Origin of the sequence: Methylosinus sp. R-45379 (assembly GCF_001644125.1) — a bacterium.
In the GTDB taxonomy this organism is placed as follows: domain Bacteria; phylum Pseudomonadota; class Alphaproteobacteria; order Rhizobiales; family Beijerinckiaceae; genus Methylosinus.
Genome location: NZ_LUUM01000297.1, coordinates 1 through 17,881 on the forward strand (window position 1 = coordinate 1; position 17,881 = coordinate 17,881).

1 protein-coding gene is annotated in these 17,881 nt (G+C 65.9%); it reads right to left on the minus strand.

Annotated features, from left to right (window positions below):
• Positions 1 to 17,065: LEPR-XLL domain-containing protein (locus A1351_RS21265; RefSeq protein WP_083967445.1), on the minus strand; the 17,065-nt coding region annotated here is incomplete at its 3' end.
• Positions 17,066 to 17,881: the final 816 nt, after the last annotated feature.

The window sequence follows — 17,881 nt, forward strand, 5'->3', positions numbered from 1 at the left end:
CGGTTCCGCCGGTTCCGCCGGTTCCGCCATTATCGCCATTATAACCGTCGCCGTCGCGCAGGCGCTGGCCGTTGACGATGTCATAGGCGCCATAGGCGCCGCCGCCGCCCGAGCCGCCGTAGCCGGCGTAGCCCTGGGCGCCGCCACCTCCGGCCGAACCATTATATTGGTTGCCGACGCCGAGCCCGCCCGCGTCGCCGGAGCCGCCCCAACTGCCGTAATAGCCCCAGCCGCCGTCGCCGCCTATGCCACCGCCGCGGCCGAAATCCTGATAGGCGCCGCCGCCGCCGCCACCACCACCGCCGCCGCCGTAATAGCTCGGAGAGCCATAGCCGCCGCTGCCGCCATGGTTGTCCCCCGTGCCATAGGGACCGCCGACGCCCTGTCCCGCGGAATTCGTTCCCTGGAAGGTGAAATCGGACGGAAGGCTGCCGTTGGAGCCGCCGCCGCCGCCATAGCCGCCGACCGCGCGCGCTCCCGCAGAGCCCGCGCCGCCCGCCGCGCCGCCGCCGGCGCCCGCGGTCTGATTATGCGCCGAGAGATCGAAGGTCACATTGTCGGCGAGCTGCACATTGTTCGCGACATCGAACGACAGAGCATTGGCGCCCGCCGCCGATACTTTTAGTCCGGCGGGCAGGTTGAGATCGCCGGCGAAATTCACCGAGACCATGCCATTGTTCGCGCCCGTGGCGCTCGCATCGGCGGTGATCGAGAAGCCGGACTGGCTATAGCCCAGATACCACCAGCCGCCATTGGTGAAATCGAGCGTGTCGTCGACCGCCGCTCCGCCATTATTGTAATTGACCTGAATCTTACCCGAGTTGATCCAGACCCACTGGCCCCCGTAATAAACCGTCGTGTCGATCGAGAAATCATTCGAGATCGTATAGGTCGGCACGGTCGCCGGCGCGACGGTCGCGGCCGCATTGGGCAGATCGTCCACCGCGACGATATTGTCGACGAGGATCGAGCCGAATGGCGTCGACCCATCCTTCGCGGTCAGCGTCACTCTGTCGAGCCCATAGAAGCTCGCGAGCGAAGTGTCGAAGCGCTGGAAGCCGGCGCCGGCGACGAGGCTGAGCTCGACGCTCACCGACTGTCCGCCGAGCGTATGGCCCGTCAGGACGACGATCGCCGTTCCGCTCGCCGCCGTATTGGCGAGCTCCAGCGAATAGAGCGTGAAGCCGTCGCCATTCGGCGTTCCATCGGCGCGCGCCGCCTGCAGCGTCAGCACATCGCTATTTGCGCGCGCCTGCGCCGCCGGGCTGATGGCGTCCGACCGAATGAAGCCGAGCGCGTTGGAGGTCGACAGTCGGAAGCCGTTCGACGCATAGACGATGTCGCCCTGTTTCAGCCCGTCGAAATTCAGCGCCTTGTCGTAATTACGATAAGTGTCGAAATCATTGGCGGGATCGGGCTGGGTCACGACGACGAGGCCCGATTGCAGCGTGATGCGATTATTGTCGATCGTCACATTCACATTGGCCGTGCTGGTGGACACGACATCGAGCGTGTCCGTTCCCATCTTGCCGCCGAGAATGCGCGTCAGATCCGCGCCGGCCGTCGAGATCACCGAGACCGGCGACCCGGAAGGAAGCGCCATGGCCTGAAGGTCGGTGTCGAGCAGAGTCCAGGCGATCGCGACTGTCGAATTGGCCGAATTATCGACGATGAGCTGCTCCACCGTCTTGTCGATGGAGGTGAATTGATTGGCGATCGGCTGCGTCGGAATCTCGACCTGCAACGTATCCTTGCCCGACTGGCCATCGACGATGGTGCGCGCCGTGCTGACGCTGCGCGCCTCGATCAGATCATCGCCGCCGCCGCCGAACACGCCGACGATGGTCGCCGGAAGAGTCGCCGCATGGACATTGAGCGTGAATGTGTCATTGCCGTCGCCGAGCTTCACATCGACCTCGGCCAGAGAGCGGAAGGTGACATCGCCGGCGGTGAGGCCGGAGACAATTCCCTCGCCGACGGAGGCGCCGTCATGGATCACGCCTGTCGTCGTGGCGGCCGGCGTGCCGGAGAGATCGACAGTGAGCTTGTCGGCGGCGCCGGCGCCCGTGACCAGCAGCGGCGCGCTCGTTCCATAGACGATCGCCTCATCGTCGCCCGCGCCGAGATTGATCGTCGTCGCCTTGCCCGCGCCGTGAATGAAAATTCGATCCACCGCGCCATTGGAGTCGACGATGATCGGCGTCGCCGAACCATTGATCGTGACATTGTTCGTCGTCGCGCCGCTGAGCGCGATCGTGGTCGCCGCGACGCCTTCGAATTCGACCGATTGCGCCATTCCGACCGCGGTGATGCGGCTGCGCGTGGCCGAGGCGGCGTCGAGCGTCAGATTGGAGTCGACCGTCGGGCTCACCGAGAAAGCGTCGCCCGCATCGCCGCCGCCGCGCACGAGCACATGGCCGCGAATATTGGCGAGGTTCGGCCCCAGCGTGATGGCGTCGGCGCCGGCGCCCGCATCGAGGATCGTATCCGTCGAGCTGGCCGCGATCGAGATGGCGTCGGCGCCGGAGCCGGCCTTCACCGTCACAGTGGCGAAATCGCCATAGGTGACGCCAATGTTCGGATCGACCACCGACTGATCGGTTCCGCCCACGCCGAAGCCGAAAATCTGATTGCCATTGGCGCCGCCGATGACGCCCGCGTTGGCCCCCGTATCGCCGCTATCATCGACGAGCAGCGTGTCGGCGCCGGCGCCGCCGTCGAGAATGAGCGTTCCCGCGAGTTTGTTCACCGTCGCGTCGGCGCCCGACACGATGACGGAATCGGCGCCATCGCCGAGGAACAGCGAGGTGATGGTCGCCGCCGCCGTGGAGCGCACCGTCGCCGTGTCGGCGCCCGCGCCGAGATGCAGCGCGAGCGAGCGAAGATCGCTATAGACGACCTTGCCGGTCATTCCGAAGCCGGCGACCTCGCTGTCGGAGACGGTTCCGGTCACGCCCTGCGCGAAACCGGAATTGTCGAGATCCAGCGACGCCAGCTTGTCATTCGCGCCCGTCACGGTCAGCGTTCCGACGATCGTCGTGAGATTGCCGCCGGTATTGCTCGTTGCAATCAGCTCGCCGCTCGCATTGGTCGTTGCGCTCGCGCGGCTGCCGATGAGGATGACATCCTCCGCGCCGCCGGTCGTCACCGTCGTGGGCGCATTGGCCGACACGCCACGGATGACGATGGTGTCGCGATCCGCGCCGCCGACGACCGACACGGCCGCGGCCGTGATCGCGCCCTCTAGATCGATCAGCGCGCCGACGCCGGAATCGGCGTCGCCGAGGTCGCCGGTCAATGTCGCGGTCTTGGCGGCGTTCAGCGTCGCGCCGACGGCCATGACGATATTGTCGCCGGCGGCGAGCGACGCGGCGCCCAAGGTCGCGCTCATGAAGGAGGTCGCGCCGAAGATGATGTCCTCGCCGACCGCATTGCTGTCGCGCGTCGAGAGGATGATATCGCCCGTCGTCGAGGCGACGGTCCCGATTCCGAGGCCGCCCGCGACATCCGTCGCGACCACATCGCCCTTGGCCGAGGCGATGAAGGAGCCGGCCGCGCGCGCCGCGTCGATGCGCAAAGCATCCGCCTTCGCGCCGATCGATCCGCCGCCGGCGTTGAGGATGAGATTGGGCGCGCTCACATTGACCGCGACACTGGCGTCGGCGTCGAGAATGGAGCCGGTCGCCGAAAGGCTCACGGTCCCGCCCGTCGAGCTCGCCGAGCCGACCTCGAGATCGCCCGTCTCGCTGATGAAGATTCCATCGCGCGCCAGCGCGTCGAGGCGTGTCGAAACGGTGCGGATCGGCGAAGCCGAAGCGCCGACCGCGCCCTTCGGCGCCGAGAGCGACAGAGTGGTCGCCTCTATGCGGCCATTCGCATTCGCGACGATATCGCCATTCGCGGTCGTGATCGACACCGGACCGAGCGCGTCGAGAATGGCGTCGTTCAGCGTCACCTTGGTGCGCGCGGCGGTCGAAGTGTTGGCGATGGTGACGGCGGTATGGCCCGGATCGGCGCTCGTGACCGGCAGGAAGTCCTTCTTATAGGTCACGTCGACGACGACGTTCTGCGCAAAATTGGGCGTCGCCGCCAGCGGATTGATGAGCCCGACCTGCACGTCGAAATTCGACGCATTCTGAATGAGGACATGATCGAAGGCGGTGAGGAAGGTGATCTTGGGCGAGCCCTTGATCGAATCCTCGCCGGGCGTCGTGCCATAGCCCGCAGGCGTCGGATCTTGCCCCCAGCTCGGAATGGAGAAGGTCGCCGTGCCGGCGGCGGTCGAAGTGTTGACGATATCCGGCACGATGAAGACGCCGTTCTGGAATGTGACCGTTCCTATGCCCTGCTGCTTGACGATATTTCCGGCGGCGTCGATGACGAGCTCGGGCGCCGGCGGCCCGGACAAGAACACATCGGCGTTGAAATCGATGGTCCGCTGATAGGCGATTGTCTGCGACGGATGCTCGGCGCCGGTGTCGATGGCCGCGCCATGCGAGCTCGCGTCGACGAAGCCGGACACATTGGGCGAGCCATAGGCTTCGACCGTCAGCGCGCGCGTATGGACGGCGCTGCCGCTCTCGGCCACGACGCGCGTCGTCACATCGAAATCATTCTTCGCATAGCTGTTGGTCGAGGCGCCGAGACCATTGGTCGTGGCGTCGGCGCTCGCGAGGCTGGTGACGGATTCCTGGCGCGCCTTCACATTGACGGAGCCGCCGCCATTCAGCGTGGCGCCGTTATGCAGATCGACCAGCGCATCGGATGTGGGGCTGGAGGAGCCCGGAGCGGACTCCGGACGGCTCAATGTCGCATGCGCTTCGGAATTGGCGCCGAGCGCGCTCGATTCGGCGACGGCGTCGATCTTCAGATCGAGCGTCGTGACGCGCGCGAGAACGTCGAGCTTTCCGCCCGCCGTCAGCGTCGAGGCGCCGACATCTGTCTTGGTCGCGCCGCCATAGGTGAGATTTCCAGTGACGCGCGTATCGGCGCCGAGACCGCCGGCGGACGCATGCGGCGCGGATTTGGCCGTGCTGGACGTGCGCGACTCGACCGAGAGATCGCCGCCCGCGGAGAGCTGCGCGCCGCCGCCGATCGTCGTCGTCGTCGCATCGGAAGCGTTCACCGTCGAGGTCGCGCCGATGATGGAGACCACCGCGCCCGCGCCGCCGTCGCCATCGGCCTTCGCATTATTGGTGGTGTCGGCGAGCACTGTAAGGCCCGTTCCCGCCGCTATATGCGCGCCGGTTCCGACGCTCAGGCTGTTGGCGTTCTTCAGCGTGCTCGTGCTTCCGCCCTCGATGACGGTGACGCCGCCATAATTGCCGGCGTCGCCGGTCGCGAAGGAGGTCGTCGTCGTCACCGACTGCACCGAGGCCGATTGCGTGGCGGCGATATCGGCGCCGTCGTCGATGGTCGTGGTCGTCGTCGGATCGATCTCGAGCTCTATGTCGAGCCCCTGTCCGCTCGCCAGTCCGCCGCCGGCGGCAAAGCCGAGCAGCTTGACGGAAGTCGTCTGCGTTGCTTTGACATCCGTCGTGCGGCTGCGGATGACGGCGCGCTTGCCGACGCCGACCGCCATGACGGGCGCGAATTTCGCATGCGCGATCACCGCGCCGACCGCAATGCCGCCTATGGCGCCGCCGTCGATCTCGAGACTGTTCGCGGTCGTCGTGCTGGTTCCGTGAACATCCACCTCGCCGCCGGCGTAGACGGCCGCATCATCGCCGATGCGCGCGGCGACCGCGCCATTGACGGTGATGAGCGTCACGCCCGCGGCCGCGCCGACAATGGCGCCGCCGCCTATGGCGATGCCCATGGGCTGATTGGCGTCGAAGGGATTGACCGTGACCGTGCGCTGCGCGTCGATCTTCACATCGCCGGCGACCTGCGCCGCAGTGGAGCCGATCTGCGTGAACTTGCCGACGATCGCCTGCGATGTTCCCGCGATGGTGAGCTTGCTCACCGCCGCGCCGAGTCCGGCGACGCCGGACACCGACCAGGCGCCGTCGGCGAGAAAATGATTCACATTGGCGACGGATTTGACGCTGACGTCGTGGAAGCCCGTGACGATCGTCGCATCCGCGAGCGCGGAGGCCTCGATGGTCGAGGAATCGTCATGCGAGGCGCCGGGCGTCGCGCCGAGCATGGCGCGCGCGGAGCTCGTGTCGTCGATGAGCGACACTGCGCCGCCGAGCGACACGAAGCCGCTGACCGCGCCGGCGAAGCCGAGCACATGCGCGTTGGAGTCGAGATTGGCGGAGACGGTGAGCACGCCGGCGCTGGGGTTCAGCCCTGTGATCGTCGTCTGCGGCGCGACGAAGGCCGTCGAATCCGCATCTATGCTCACAATGGCGAGACCGACGCCGAGCGCCGCCGCGCCGCCCGCCACGCCGCCGGCGCGCGCCGTGAGATCGAGCGCCTCACGCGAGATCACATCGAGATTGCCGGTGGTGATGTTCGCATTTTGCAGTATGCCGGCGGTCGTGCCGCTGGTGACGCCGCTCGTCGCCTTGGTCGCCGAATTCACCCTGCCCGCCGGCGTGTTCGCCGACGAAGCGCTCCGCGCCATATTGGCGATCTGCGCATTGCCGGCGGCGAGACGATGCTGCGAGCCCGTGGCGCCGGCCGCGTCTATGTCGATCGCATGGCCCGCCTGCGCGTCCTCATAAGAGGCGGCGAGCTTCACCAGCTGCGGATGCGCGCTGTCGACGATGACGAAATAGACCTCGCCGTCCTTCAGCCCTTTGATCGCATTGCCGCCGCCCGCGTCATAGACGACGGCGTCGCCGGTCTTCAGCCCGCGATCGGCGGTAAGATCGATCGTCTCGGCGGCGCCGTTCACCTTCTGCGCCGGATCGAAGGCGGGCGACGAGGCGTCGCTCGTCTGCATCTGGCCGGACAATGTGCCGACCGTGCTCTCGACGAAAGTGAGCACGGTGGATTTGTCGCTGCTGAGGGCCGAGGAGGAGCCATCCGAGGTCGAATAGCTGTCGGTGAAATTGCCGCCGATCGAATAGACAATGATGCCGCCGCCGAGGCCGACGAGGCCGGCGCCGGCGCTGATGGCGTTGGCGTTCACGGTCCAGCGCGAGAGCGCGAACACATCCGTGTCGCCCTTTGCGCGCACGCTCGCCGCGCCGATCAGCGCTTGCGTGTCATTGCGCAGCACGCCGACATCCACAGAGGCGCCGACGCCGGCGCCGAGGCTGGCGCCGAGGCCGCCGGCGAAAGTGAGCAGATCGAGCTTGTTTGTCGCGGCGACGATGACGCTCTGCGAATTAGCGGCCGTAGCCGCCGTGTTCTGATAGATCTGCGCGCCGTCGCCGATCGTCGCCAGAGTGTCGGAGTCGACGAGCTCGACCGTCACCGCGCCCGCTATGCCGGCATAGGCGCCGGCGCCGAGGCTCGCGCCGACCGAAACGATTTTTTCGGACGTCGCCGCGAGGACAGCGACGCCGCGCGCGGTCTTTTGCGCGAAGCCGCCATTGTTCGAATAGGTCCCGTCCGGCGCATCGGAGATGAATGCGGCGCTATTGGCGTAGGCGTCGACGATCGCATAATCGCCGATGGTCGCCAGCGTCGTCTTCTTGATCGAGGTGACATCGACGGCGCCGGCGCCGCCGCCTGAGCCTATGCCGACGCCGACGGCGCCGCCGATCGCATAAGTCGTCGTGTCATCCTTGGCGGAGACCAGGACATCGCCCGTCGCCGACACGCGCACACGGCCGGAGATGGAGGCGATCGTCGATGTGTCGATGACGATCACCGCCGCTGAGCCGGCGAGGCCGACTTCTCCCGAAGCGGCAATGCCCGCGGCGATGCTGAGAACGTCGGTCACTGCATGTGAGACGACGGCGACATCGCCCGCGGCGTTGACGATCGTGTCGTAACTATTGCCGCTCGTCGCGCCCTGGATGAAGGCTTCCGTCGCGCCTTTCAGCACCGGCGCCGCGAAGGCCGGCGTCACCGAGAAGCTGCCCGAGCCGGCGAGGCCGCCGCCGATCGCGAGACCATTATAGGTGCGGCCCGCGGCGACGAGCACATTCTGCCCGGCGCCCGCGCCCGTATCCTCATCCGCATTGATGCGCGCGCCCTGGTCGATATGGGCGAGCGTGTCGATCTGATGCACGGTCACCGAGCCGGCGAGCGCGCCAGATCCCTCGCCGGCGATGGCGACGCCGACGCCGGCGCTGGTCAGATCATTGACGCTGACCGCGACGATGATCACGCCAGATTGCGTCGCGACGAGCGGCTTGCGATCGCGATTATTCGCGAGCGTGGGATCGTTGAAATCCTTATTGCTGATCGACGGGACGCCAGTGCTGTTCAGCGTCTGCGCCACATGGCGGGCGGTCGAGGAGACGCCCGTGTCGAGCAGATCGATCTTCTGGCCGCTCAGCGCGGCGCTCTTATCGGCCGCCAGCGCAAAATGATTGTCGTCGATGCGAATGACGAAATAATGCCCGCCGGTCTGCAACCCGCCGAGCGGCAGCGACTGGCCGGTGTAGATCACCTCCTGGCCGGTGCTGAAGCCGTGCCCCGCGACATTCATCGTATCCGCGGCGTAATCGACGTCCGAAGTGGCGAAATCCTTGGAGACGCCCTGCTGCTGCGCATTGGCCGTCGCGGGCGGCGCGCCGAATTCGCCGGTATTGGCGACTATGCCGCTCTTGCCGGATTTGGCCAGCGCCGTCACCGAGGCGCCCGCGGCGATATAGGCCTCGGTCGTCTTCTTCACATAGCCGACGCCCGCGGCGATGCCGCCGGCGCCCGTCCCCGCGGCGGCGACATTGCCGGAGACTTGATCGAGCGTGGTGTCGTCCTCGGCCGAAACCAGAACATTGCCGTCGGAGCGCACGACGGCGCCGGCGTCAATATGGGCCTTGGCGGTGAGATCGAGCACGGAGACGCCGATGGTCAGGCCGCCCGCTCCCTCGCTGGCGCCCACGACAGCCGCCGAAACCGAGGTGATCGTCACATCGCCTTGCGCATCGACGATCACATTGTCGCCGCCCTTGGCGTTTGCGCCGGCGCCGACATAGGCCTCGAGGCGCCGCTTCACATAGTCGGCGTCCGCGCCCGCGCCGATGCCGACCTCGCTGCCGGCGATGGCGCCGGCGACACCGACCAGCGACAAATGTCCGTGCGAGACGATGTCGACATCGTGATCCGAATGCAGCCCCGCGCCCGCCGCCGGCGTCACGCTCGGCGCATCCTCATAGGCGAGCGCGCTCACATCGATATAGGTGAGGGTGAGCGCTCCCGCGCCGGCGCCGTCTCCGGCGAAGGCGCCGCCGACGCCGATGATGACGACGGATTCTCCGGCGGTCGCTTCTATCGAGAGGCCGTGTCGCGACTGGCCGAGCTTATCCGTGAAGGCTGTTCCCACGCCGCCGGCCTGCAACGTCGCGGCGCCGTCGACATAGGCCTTGGTCGTGTCGAGAATGGTGACATTGGTCGCCGCGAGGCCGACGCCCGCGTCGCCGCCAACGGCGAGCCCGCCGGCGATGGCGACGATATTGGTCGTGTCATCGGCGGTCACGCGCAGATTATTGCGCGCCGAAAGATTGGACGTCGCGCCAATGACGGCCGCTGTGACGGTGTCGTCGATGACATTGATCGACAGCGAGCCGGCGAAGGAGACATTGTCGCCGCCGGCGCCGCCGAGGGTGAGCGAATGGATGGCCGCCGTCTCTTCGGCATCGATGATGGCGTCGCCATTCGAGTCGATAGTGGAGCCGTCCACCTTAGCCGTCACCTGATTGGCGATGTAATTGGCGCCGATCGCCGCGCCGACGGCGCTTCCCGAGCTGGAAATGGCGACGCCGCCGGTCAGAGCGTTGATCGTCGATTCGTCGCTCGCGCGCAGATTCACCGAGCCGCCTGAGCCCGTCGTCGTGCGCAGCGTCGAGCCGTTGGAGACGATCGCCTCGATCGTATTATAAACGCCATTGACCGAAAGGCTCGCGCCGACCGTTGCGCCATTGCCTTTGGAGCCGCCCACGGCGACGGCGGCGATCTTGCCGGCGACGGAGATCGGCCCGTCCTGCGTCGAATGCGCGGTCAGGCCGATCCCGCCCGCTCCCGCGGTGATGGAGGAATCATCGACCGTGGCGCGCACTTGCAATGCGATCTGATTCCAGCCGAGGCCGACGCCATAGGCCTGGCCCTGCAATCCGACGCCGAGCGCGCCGGCGACCGCGTAAATGACCGAATTGTCCTTGGCTTCGAGAGAGACGCCCGAGGCGATCACATCGGCGTTCTGGATCGTCGCGAGAATCTGCGAGGAATTGTCGCGGGTGAAGATTTTCTGATCGGTCGAGATGACATTTATGCCGAGCGTGAAAGCCACGGCCTTGCTGTCGACGCCGCCGCCGGTTGCAATGCCGAGCGACACCGCGAAAGCCCATAATTTCTGATCGTCGACAGCGAGAATCGAAAGATTATCGCCGAGGGTCATCGAGCTGCGACGCTTTTCGCCGAGCAGGCCGGCGACAGTGCTGGCGCTGAGCTGATTGAAGCCGAGCGAAGCGCCGACGCCCTTTGCGCCCGCCGTATAGCTGGCGCCGCCGCCGATGGCGACGAGCTGCGCCTCATCGCGCGCGGTGAGCGCCGCATCGCCATTGGCGCTGAGCTTTGCGCCGTCGATCGTCGCCTTTGTGGTGTCGACGATGCGATTGACCGAGACCGAGCCGGCGAAAGCGTCGCCCTGCTCATTGGTATTGGCCGAGACCGCCGCCGAGAAGCTGGCCAGCGTGCCGCCGCGCGTCGCCTTCAGCGAGATTTCATCACGCGTCGAGAGCGCCGCCGCATGGCTCGCGATGATGAGCCCATTGGCGTCCGGCGAGCCGGAGACGGCGAGCCGATCGGCGATGAAGGCTTCCGTATCCGCCGTGAGCTGATTGAGCGCGAAGGCGCCGCCGATCGTCGTTCCGCCGCCGAGCCCCGTGCCGGCGTTGACCGAAACCGCGACGCCGCCGACGATGGCGACGATCGTCTGTGTATTATCGGCAGTGAGCGACAAAGTTCCGACCGACATGGCGCCGTGCGCATTGATGTAGGCGAGATCGGTGTCGCGAATGAAATTGATTCCGGCGCTGCCGGCGACGCCATAGCCGCTCTTGGGCTTGGGCGCTTCCTCGAACAGCGCGGGAAGCGAAATGCCGTCGAGCGGATCATTCGCCGAGGAGCCGAGGTTCTGCGGCGCGCCCTGCGGACCGGTCAGCACCGTCGCCGTGCCCACGACGCCGACGACGACGCCGGTCGTCGTGGCCGACAGAGACGTGTCGCCGACATTCATCGACACGGCGCCGGCCGGCGTCGCATTCGGATCGCCGCCATTGCTCGGATCGGCGCCGATGAAACTATAGACTTTGCGCTCGACATCATTGACGAGCGCCGACATGCCGAGCCCGTTCGAGCCCTTGCCGGCGACGATGATCGTGCCGGCGATCTCCACCTCGGTTCCGCCGGTCGTCGCCGAGATGTCGACAGCGCCGCCGCCCGTGACTGTCGGCCCGAAGCTCGCCGTGGCGACGAGCCCGGCCTCGACGTCGCTGCGCTGGCGCAAGGCGAGCCCGCTGCCGGCGAAAGCGAATTGGCCGCCGTCATCGGTCTTGCCGCCCGATTGCGCGATGGCGAGGCGGAAAATATCCTCGGTCGCATGAATGGTCAGCGCGCCGCTCGCGCCAATGCCGACCTTGGCGTCGCCTTCGATGCGCGCATAGACGGTGTTCTCTATGTCGTCGACGAGGATGGAGCCGCCGATCGCCTTGGAGCCGGAGCGGCCGAAGACATCGACCACATCGCCGCCGCGCAGCAGCTCGCCGGCTTTCTTTTTCTCATATTTCGCCTTGCCGAACGGACTCTCGCTCAGCGACCATTTGCCGATGCCCGCCATTTCGGCGAATTGCATCATCACATCGGCCGTGACAGTGACCGATTGCGTCGCGGATGGATTGAATGTCGCGGAAGGCGGCGCCTGATCGATGCGGGCGCCCGACTGAATGACCGCCGTGCTGTGATCGATATAGGCGTTGACGGCGATGGAGCCGGAGACGGAGGTCGCCTGCGTGTCCTGGGCCTTGGCGCGCGCCATCACCCAAGTGTTCATGAATTTCGAGCTGACGCCGAAAGTGCCGTCCAGAAGATCGGTCAATCCGCTGACGCCGCGCGTGACGATGTCTTGCGGAATGCCGAGAACGAGATCGAGCGGATTGATGAGGAAGGGATAGGAGAGCGAGGATGCGACCTTCACCGTCTCGCCGGCGTCGACGATGGTGTTTCCGGCGATCGTCGCATTGGCGTCGTTGAGATAGACGCCGACCGCAAAGGAGAGATCGACCGCTGTAGCGGTCGTCGACTTCGTCTTCGACTTCGAGACGTCGGACTGCGAGATGAGCTGCGTGCGCTGCGTGCTGGTCGCCAGCACGTCGACATTGTGATCGGTCTGCAGCGTCGTCGGCTTGGCGGCGGTCGCATTCTTGCCGATCGTCGCCTCGACATCATTGATCACCACATTGACGGCGATGGCGCCGCCGGCGCTCAGCCCGTCATTGGTGATGTCCTTGGTGACGTCCTTTCCGGTGGTCGGATCGGTGACAGTCTGCTTGCCGCTGGTCGCCGACGCCTGGCCGAATATGGTCGCGAGCGCAATGTCGGGCTTTGTGAAAATGTCTTTATATTTCGTCGGATTGAATTTGCTGCCGACTTCCGGCTTGGCCTTGCTGCGCGTCTGCGAATCGAGGATCGCCTGAACGCCTATGCCATCCGTATTCGTGCTCGCAGCGAACGTGTGATTGGCGCCCTTGCCGTCGCTGGTGAGATTGATCGCCTTGACCGCAGAGACCTCGCTCGCATCCTCGACCAGACGAATGTGATTGTCGTCGACCTTGACGACATAATATTGCTCGCCTGCAGTGAGGCCGCGGATTTCGCGGTCGCCGGCGGTGAGATCATGCACATTGCCGCGCGAGGCCTGATAGACGCGGTCCTCGGCGATGACATGCACGGAGGCCGCGCCGGGATCGGTCAGCGTGACGAGCGCCCCGGTCGTGGCGTCGCGCAGCTCGAAGGAATTGGCGTCGATGGCGACGAGCTTATACTGATGATCGCTCTGCAATCCGCCGATGGCGGAAGCGCCGAGCGCCTCGAGCGAGGCGTAATCGACGAGCAGCGGATTGGCCGCGGTCGCGGTGAATCCATGGTTCTGCAGGTAGATGCGATTGGTCGCCGTGTCGATGCGCGCCAGCGTCACGCTCGCCGTCGTCTGCGTCGCGGCGTTGGAGAAGCTGTGCGTCCCGAGCGCGCTTCCCTGCGCCACCGAGACGACCACGTTGTTCGAGTCTTTGAGCTGGAACAGATCGTCGCTGATCTTCTGCACCGTATAGACGGCGCCGCTCGTGAGATTCGCGATCGGCGTGTTTCCGGCGGCGTCATAAGTGACCTGATCGCCGGTCGAAAAGCCGTGTCCCGTGACGTGAATCGTCTTCGCCGTCGCGTCGATCGCATCGAGCTCGAAGGCGCGCGACAGCGTCGTCGATTTGGTCGGATCGACGGCATAGATGACGGCGTCGCCGCTCTTGAAACCATGATTGGCGATCGTGATCGTGTCGAGCGCGCCGTCGACCGCCGTGGCGGGATCGAAGCTCGCGACGGAACCGATATAGGCGAGCGCATGTGTAGCCGCCGAGCCGGGATCGGTCAGCGTGATGCGCGCATCGGTCTGCGCGTCGCGCAGCTCGAATGTGTCGGCGTCGGTGGCGACCAATTTATACGGATGCGCCGCCTGCACGCCGCCGAGCGTCACATCGTCCTCGGAAAGCGAATCATAGGTCACATCGATCGGCGTTCCGATCGCGAAGCCGTGATCTTTGACGTGAATGCGGCCATTGGCGTCCACGCTGGCGAGATCGACCTCGGCCTTCTTATTGTCTGACGCGCGCGTGAAGCTCTGCGTTCCGAGCGCCGAGCCCTGCGCGATCTGAATGACAGCGCCGGAGGCGTCCTTCAGGCGGAAGGTCGCGTCGTCGATTCTGTCGACCGTATAGACGGCCTTGTCGGCGAGGCCCGTTATCGTCGCATTGCCGGCGGCGTCATAAGCGACCAGATCGCCGGTCTCGAATCCATGGGCGGCGATATGGATCGTGTCCGCGCTCGCATCGATCGCGTCTATGTCGAACAATTTGGATTTGACGACGTTCAGCGTCTGCGTCGCGGTCGGATCGACGCCCGAAGGATCGAGATCGATCGACGGCTCCTTGGCGAGCTGAATATGATCCTGATCGAGGACGATGACGTAATAGCTCTTGCCCTTGTCGAGCCCGCCGACCGAGTCGCTCTGCTCGCCCTGCACAGCGAGCACGGTGGAGCCGGCGACGGATGTGTTGACGAGATAAGGCGTGTAGACGACGGCCTGGCCGTTGGCGAAGCCGTGACTTGGCAGGGTAATGATGTCGGTGGTGGGATCGACGCCGCCGATCGGATCGAATGCCTTGGTGTCCGCGCTGTCGCTGGCGACCGTGCCCGCGGCCTTGATCGTTCCGTCGAGCGACGCCTTCACCGTGCCGAATTCGAAGGCGAGCGCCACGCCGACGCCGGCGCGGCCGTCGATCGGGCTGATCGTGCTGGCGTCTGGCGTCGTCTTGGTCGCGCCATTGGCGATGACATTGACATTCCCGCCGCGCGAGGTGATCGACGCATCGAGGCCGACCGTCGCGAGAGCGGTGAGATCCGTATGCGCGATCGCGATGGCGATGGACGAGGCGGTGGGATTGACCGTGCTGTCTAGATTGGACGAGGCGCGGGCGACCGTCTTGGTGGAGGTCGAGCCCTTCGCCGAGATGGTGACGCTGCCGCTGGCGTCGATGACGGTCGAGCCGCCGACATTCGCCTCGACGTCGCTCTGCGCGAGGCCATAGCCGCCCGCGAATTCGAGACCCGTATATTTTGCGAGGCCGCCGCTGCCGAGCGCCGAGGCGATCGCGAACACCTGCGTGTCGACCTTGGTTTCCGCCTTGATATCGACCGTTCCCTCGGCCTCGATCGTCGCATCGTCGACATTGATCTTGGCGTCGGCGCCACGCAGGATCACCGAGAGATCGATGCCCGTCGCGGCGCTGAGCAGCACGCCCGGTATCTGCCCCAGCAGGCTCGTCAGCGTGCCGGTGAAGCCAGCGGCGGCGGCCGGCGCGTCGCTGTTGAGGTTGATGTCCTTGGCGGTGGCGTTCACCTTGATCGAGCCGCCGCGCAGGACCGCGCCCTGAATGTCGATCGCGGCGTCCTTGGCCGTGAAATCGCCCGGCCAGCTGACGAGGCGCGTGGCGACATCGGAGGTCGCGAGCGAGATCTTGCCGGCCTTGTGGCCGTTGGCCGTATCGGCCGCCGCGAGCAATTGCGCGTTGGGTCCGAGCGCGATGCGCGCGCCGCCCGCGAGACTCGTCGTGCCGTCGGAGTTGGTCTTCTGATGGCCGAGCAGGATTTCGCCGGCGTTGCCGCCCGCGAGCTCCGTCGAGACGATCGCCGAGCTGGCGACATTGCGCAGCGTCATCGTCACCGAGCCGCCGCCGCTCGGCGCGAAGGTCAGCGCGTCGCCGACGCTGTATCCCGTTCCCGCAGAGCTGAGCCGCGCGGTCGCGACGCCATCCGCATCGACGACGATGGTGGCCTCGGCGCCCGTTCCGGCGCCGCCGGTCGCGGCCACATGGGTATAGGTTTCGCCGGCGGTCCAGGAGCCGCTGGAGCCGGTCTGCTCGGCGACCGTGCCGACATAGATCGAGTCGGCCTCGAGAGTGAGCGCGCCGCCATGGAGCGCAATATCGCCAGAGACGCTGATGACGCTCTTATGCGTCAGATGATTATCGCCGGGCAGCAGGCCGCCCTCGTCGAAAGGATCGTAACCGGAAAGCAGCGTGCTCACCGACAGCGCCGCATGGAATGTGCTGTCGAGCGAGGCGATGTCGACGCTGTCCGATCCAGAGCCGCCGGTCACGGTGAGCGAATGCGTCGGCGCGCTGAAAGTCTGGCTCTCGAATTTGCCGTTGAGGCTTTCGAGCGTCATGACGCCGTCGGTCGCGGTTCCCGCATCCGTCAGCCGCGCCTGCACGCCGCTCGAATTGCCCGAGAGCGTTCCGAGATCGAAGGAGACATCGGCCACCACGCCATTGATCGTGACCGGCTCGAGGCCGTGATAGGTCACGAGTCCGCCGTCATAGGCGATGGCGCCGCTGTCCGGGCCGGTCGCCGTCGACACGAGGCTCTGCGCGACGCCGACGTCGAGGACCAGAGTGTCGAAGCCGCCGGCTCCGCCGTCCACCACGCCGGCGAGACGGCCGCTCGTCGAGAAGGAGAAAGTGTCGTTATTGTCGGCGGCGCCGGTGAGATTGGCGAAGCCGCTGAAGACGAAAGCGCCGACGGAGCCCGCGCCCGCGCCCTCGACGCGCCAGTCGGTGTCCGTCACGGCGCCGATCAGCGTGTCCGCGCCGCCGCCGACGAGATTTTGGACATCCGCGAAGCTCACATTGGCGGGGCCGCTGATCGCGCCCGAGCCGTCCTCGTGAAGCGTCCAGGTCGCTGCGTCGCTGGAGCCCCAGATCAGCGTATCGGCGCCGTCGCCGCCGGCGAAGGCGAAATTCGGCAATTGGCGGCCGGCGAATGACGCCGCGTCTATGGTGAGCTTGTCCGCGCCCGCGCCGCCGACGATGGAAATCTGCTCGAGGCCGGCGAGATCGGCGCTCGCGAGAATTGTCGAATTGCTGCGGTCGACGATTTCGACCTTGGGACCCGCTGCGGACCCGGCCGCCGATGGGGCTTGCGTCGCCGCGCCGGTCTGCGCGGTCCCGGCGGGATCGACGAGCTGCACGACGACGTCATGGGCCTGCTGTTGCGGGGCCGCCGCCGCCAGATTCACGGCGAGGACGTCGGCGTTCAACAGAACGCGCGGCTCGAGCGTGTCGAAGACGATTTTCGCCCGCCGGCTCGACGGCGGGGGAACGAGAGCCGTCGTGCTCTCCAGCTGCGATTTTCTGCTGGCGGGAGCTTGCGGCCGAAGCAGCCGAAGGAACATGCGCCGCCCGCGATTTTGAAATGATTCCGCCATAGACATCAGCCGACCCCGCATGAAAAGCGGGAATAGCTTAGCTTCGCTTTGCGTCATTCCTATTGCAGGCTTTTGACAGTGGAACGCGGCCATTCCGCCGAATGGCCCCGCCGGCTTCGGGCGAGCTCGCCTTCGATAGCCAGCCCCTACGCCGAGAGACCTGCGACCGAAATGCGGCGCGAGCGCTTCGGCCAGAAGGCGACATGCATTCCCTACCGAATTTCCAGATGCTACGCTTTCGCGCCGTCGAGACCTTGCGCCGAGCCAGCCGAGAGAAATCCAGGCGATGACGGCGGCCTTCGCGCGAAGAAAACTTCTTCTGAAATCGAGAGTAAGCCGACATTTGTCGCGGAGAAGATCGAAGCAACGAATTCTCTACAGAGGCTTTTCGCCCGCCACCCACCTTCGCGACTGCGGCGTTCGGCTTCGTCGAGATCGATGAAGCATGCCGGCAATCCGAGCGGCGCGCGGGCCGAACTCCTAGGTCACGCCGGTCGTGTCGATCGGCGCCGAGACCGACACGCCGGTCAATGTGCGAGCGGTCACGCAGAAAGCGCTCGAGGATCAGCAGGCGATCAATCGGACCGAGGCTCATATGCCGTGCGCGCCACATGCGGGCTGCCGGTCACTTCTCTGTGGGGATCCATGTTATCCACTACGTAAGCCTAGGTAAATAAGCGCTTTTTTGGGATCGATGGCAGATTCGTGAAAATTTTTGAAAGAAACGGTTGACAGTCCGAGGGGGGATTACTCTATAACGCACCCATCGACGGCGGCGCTGCC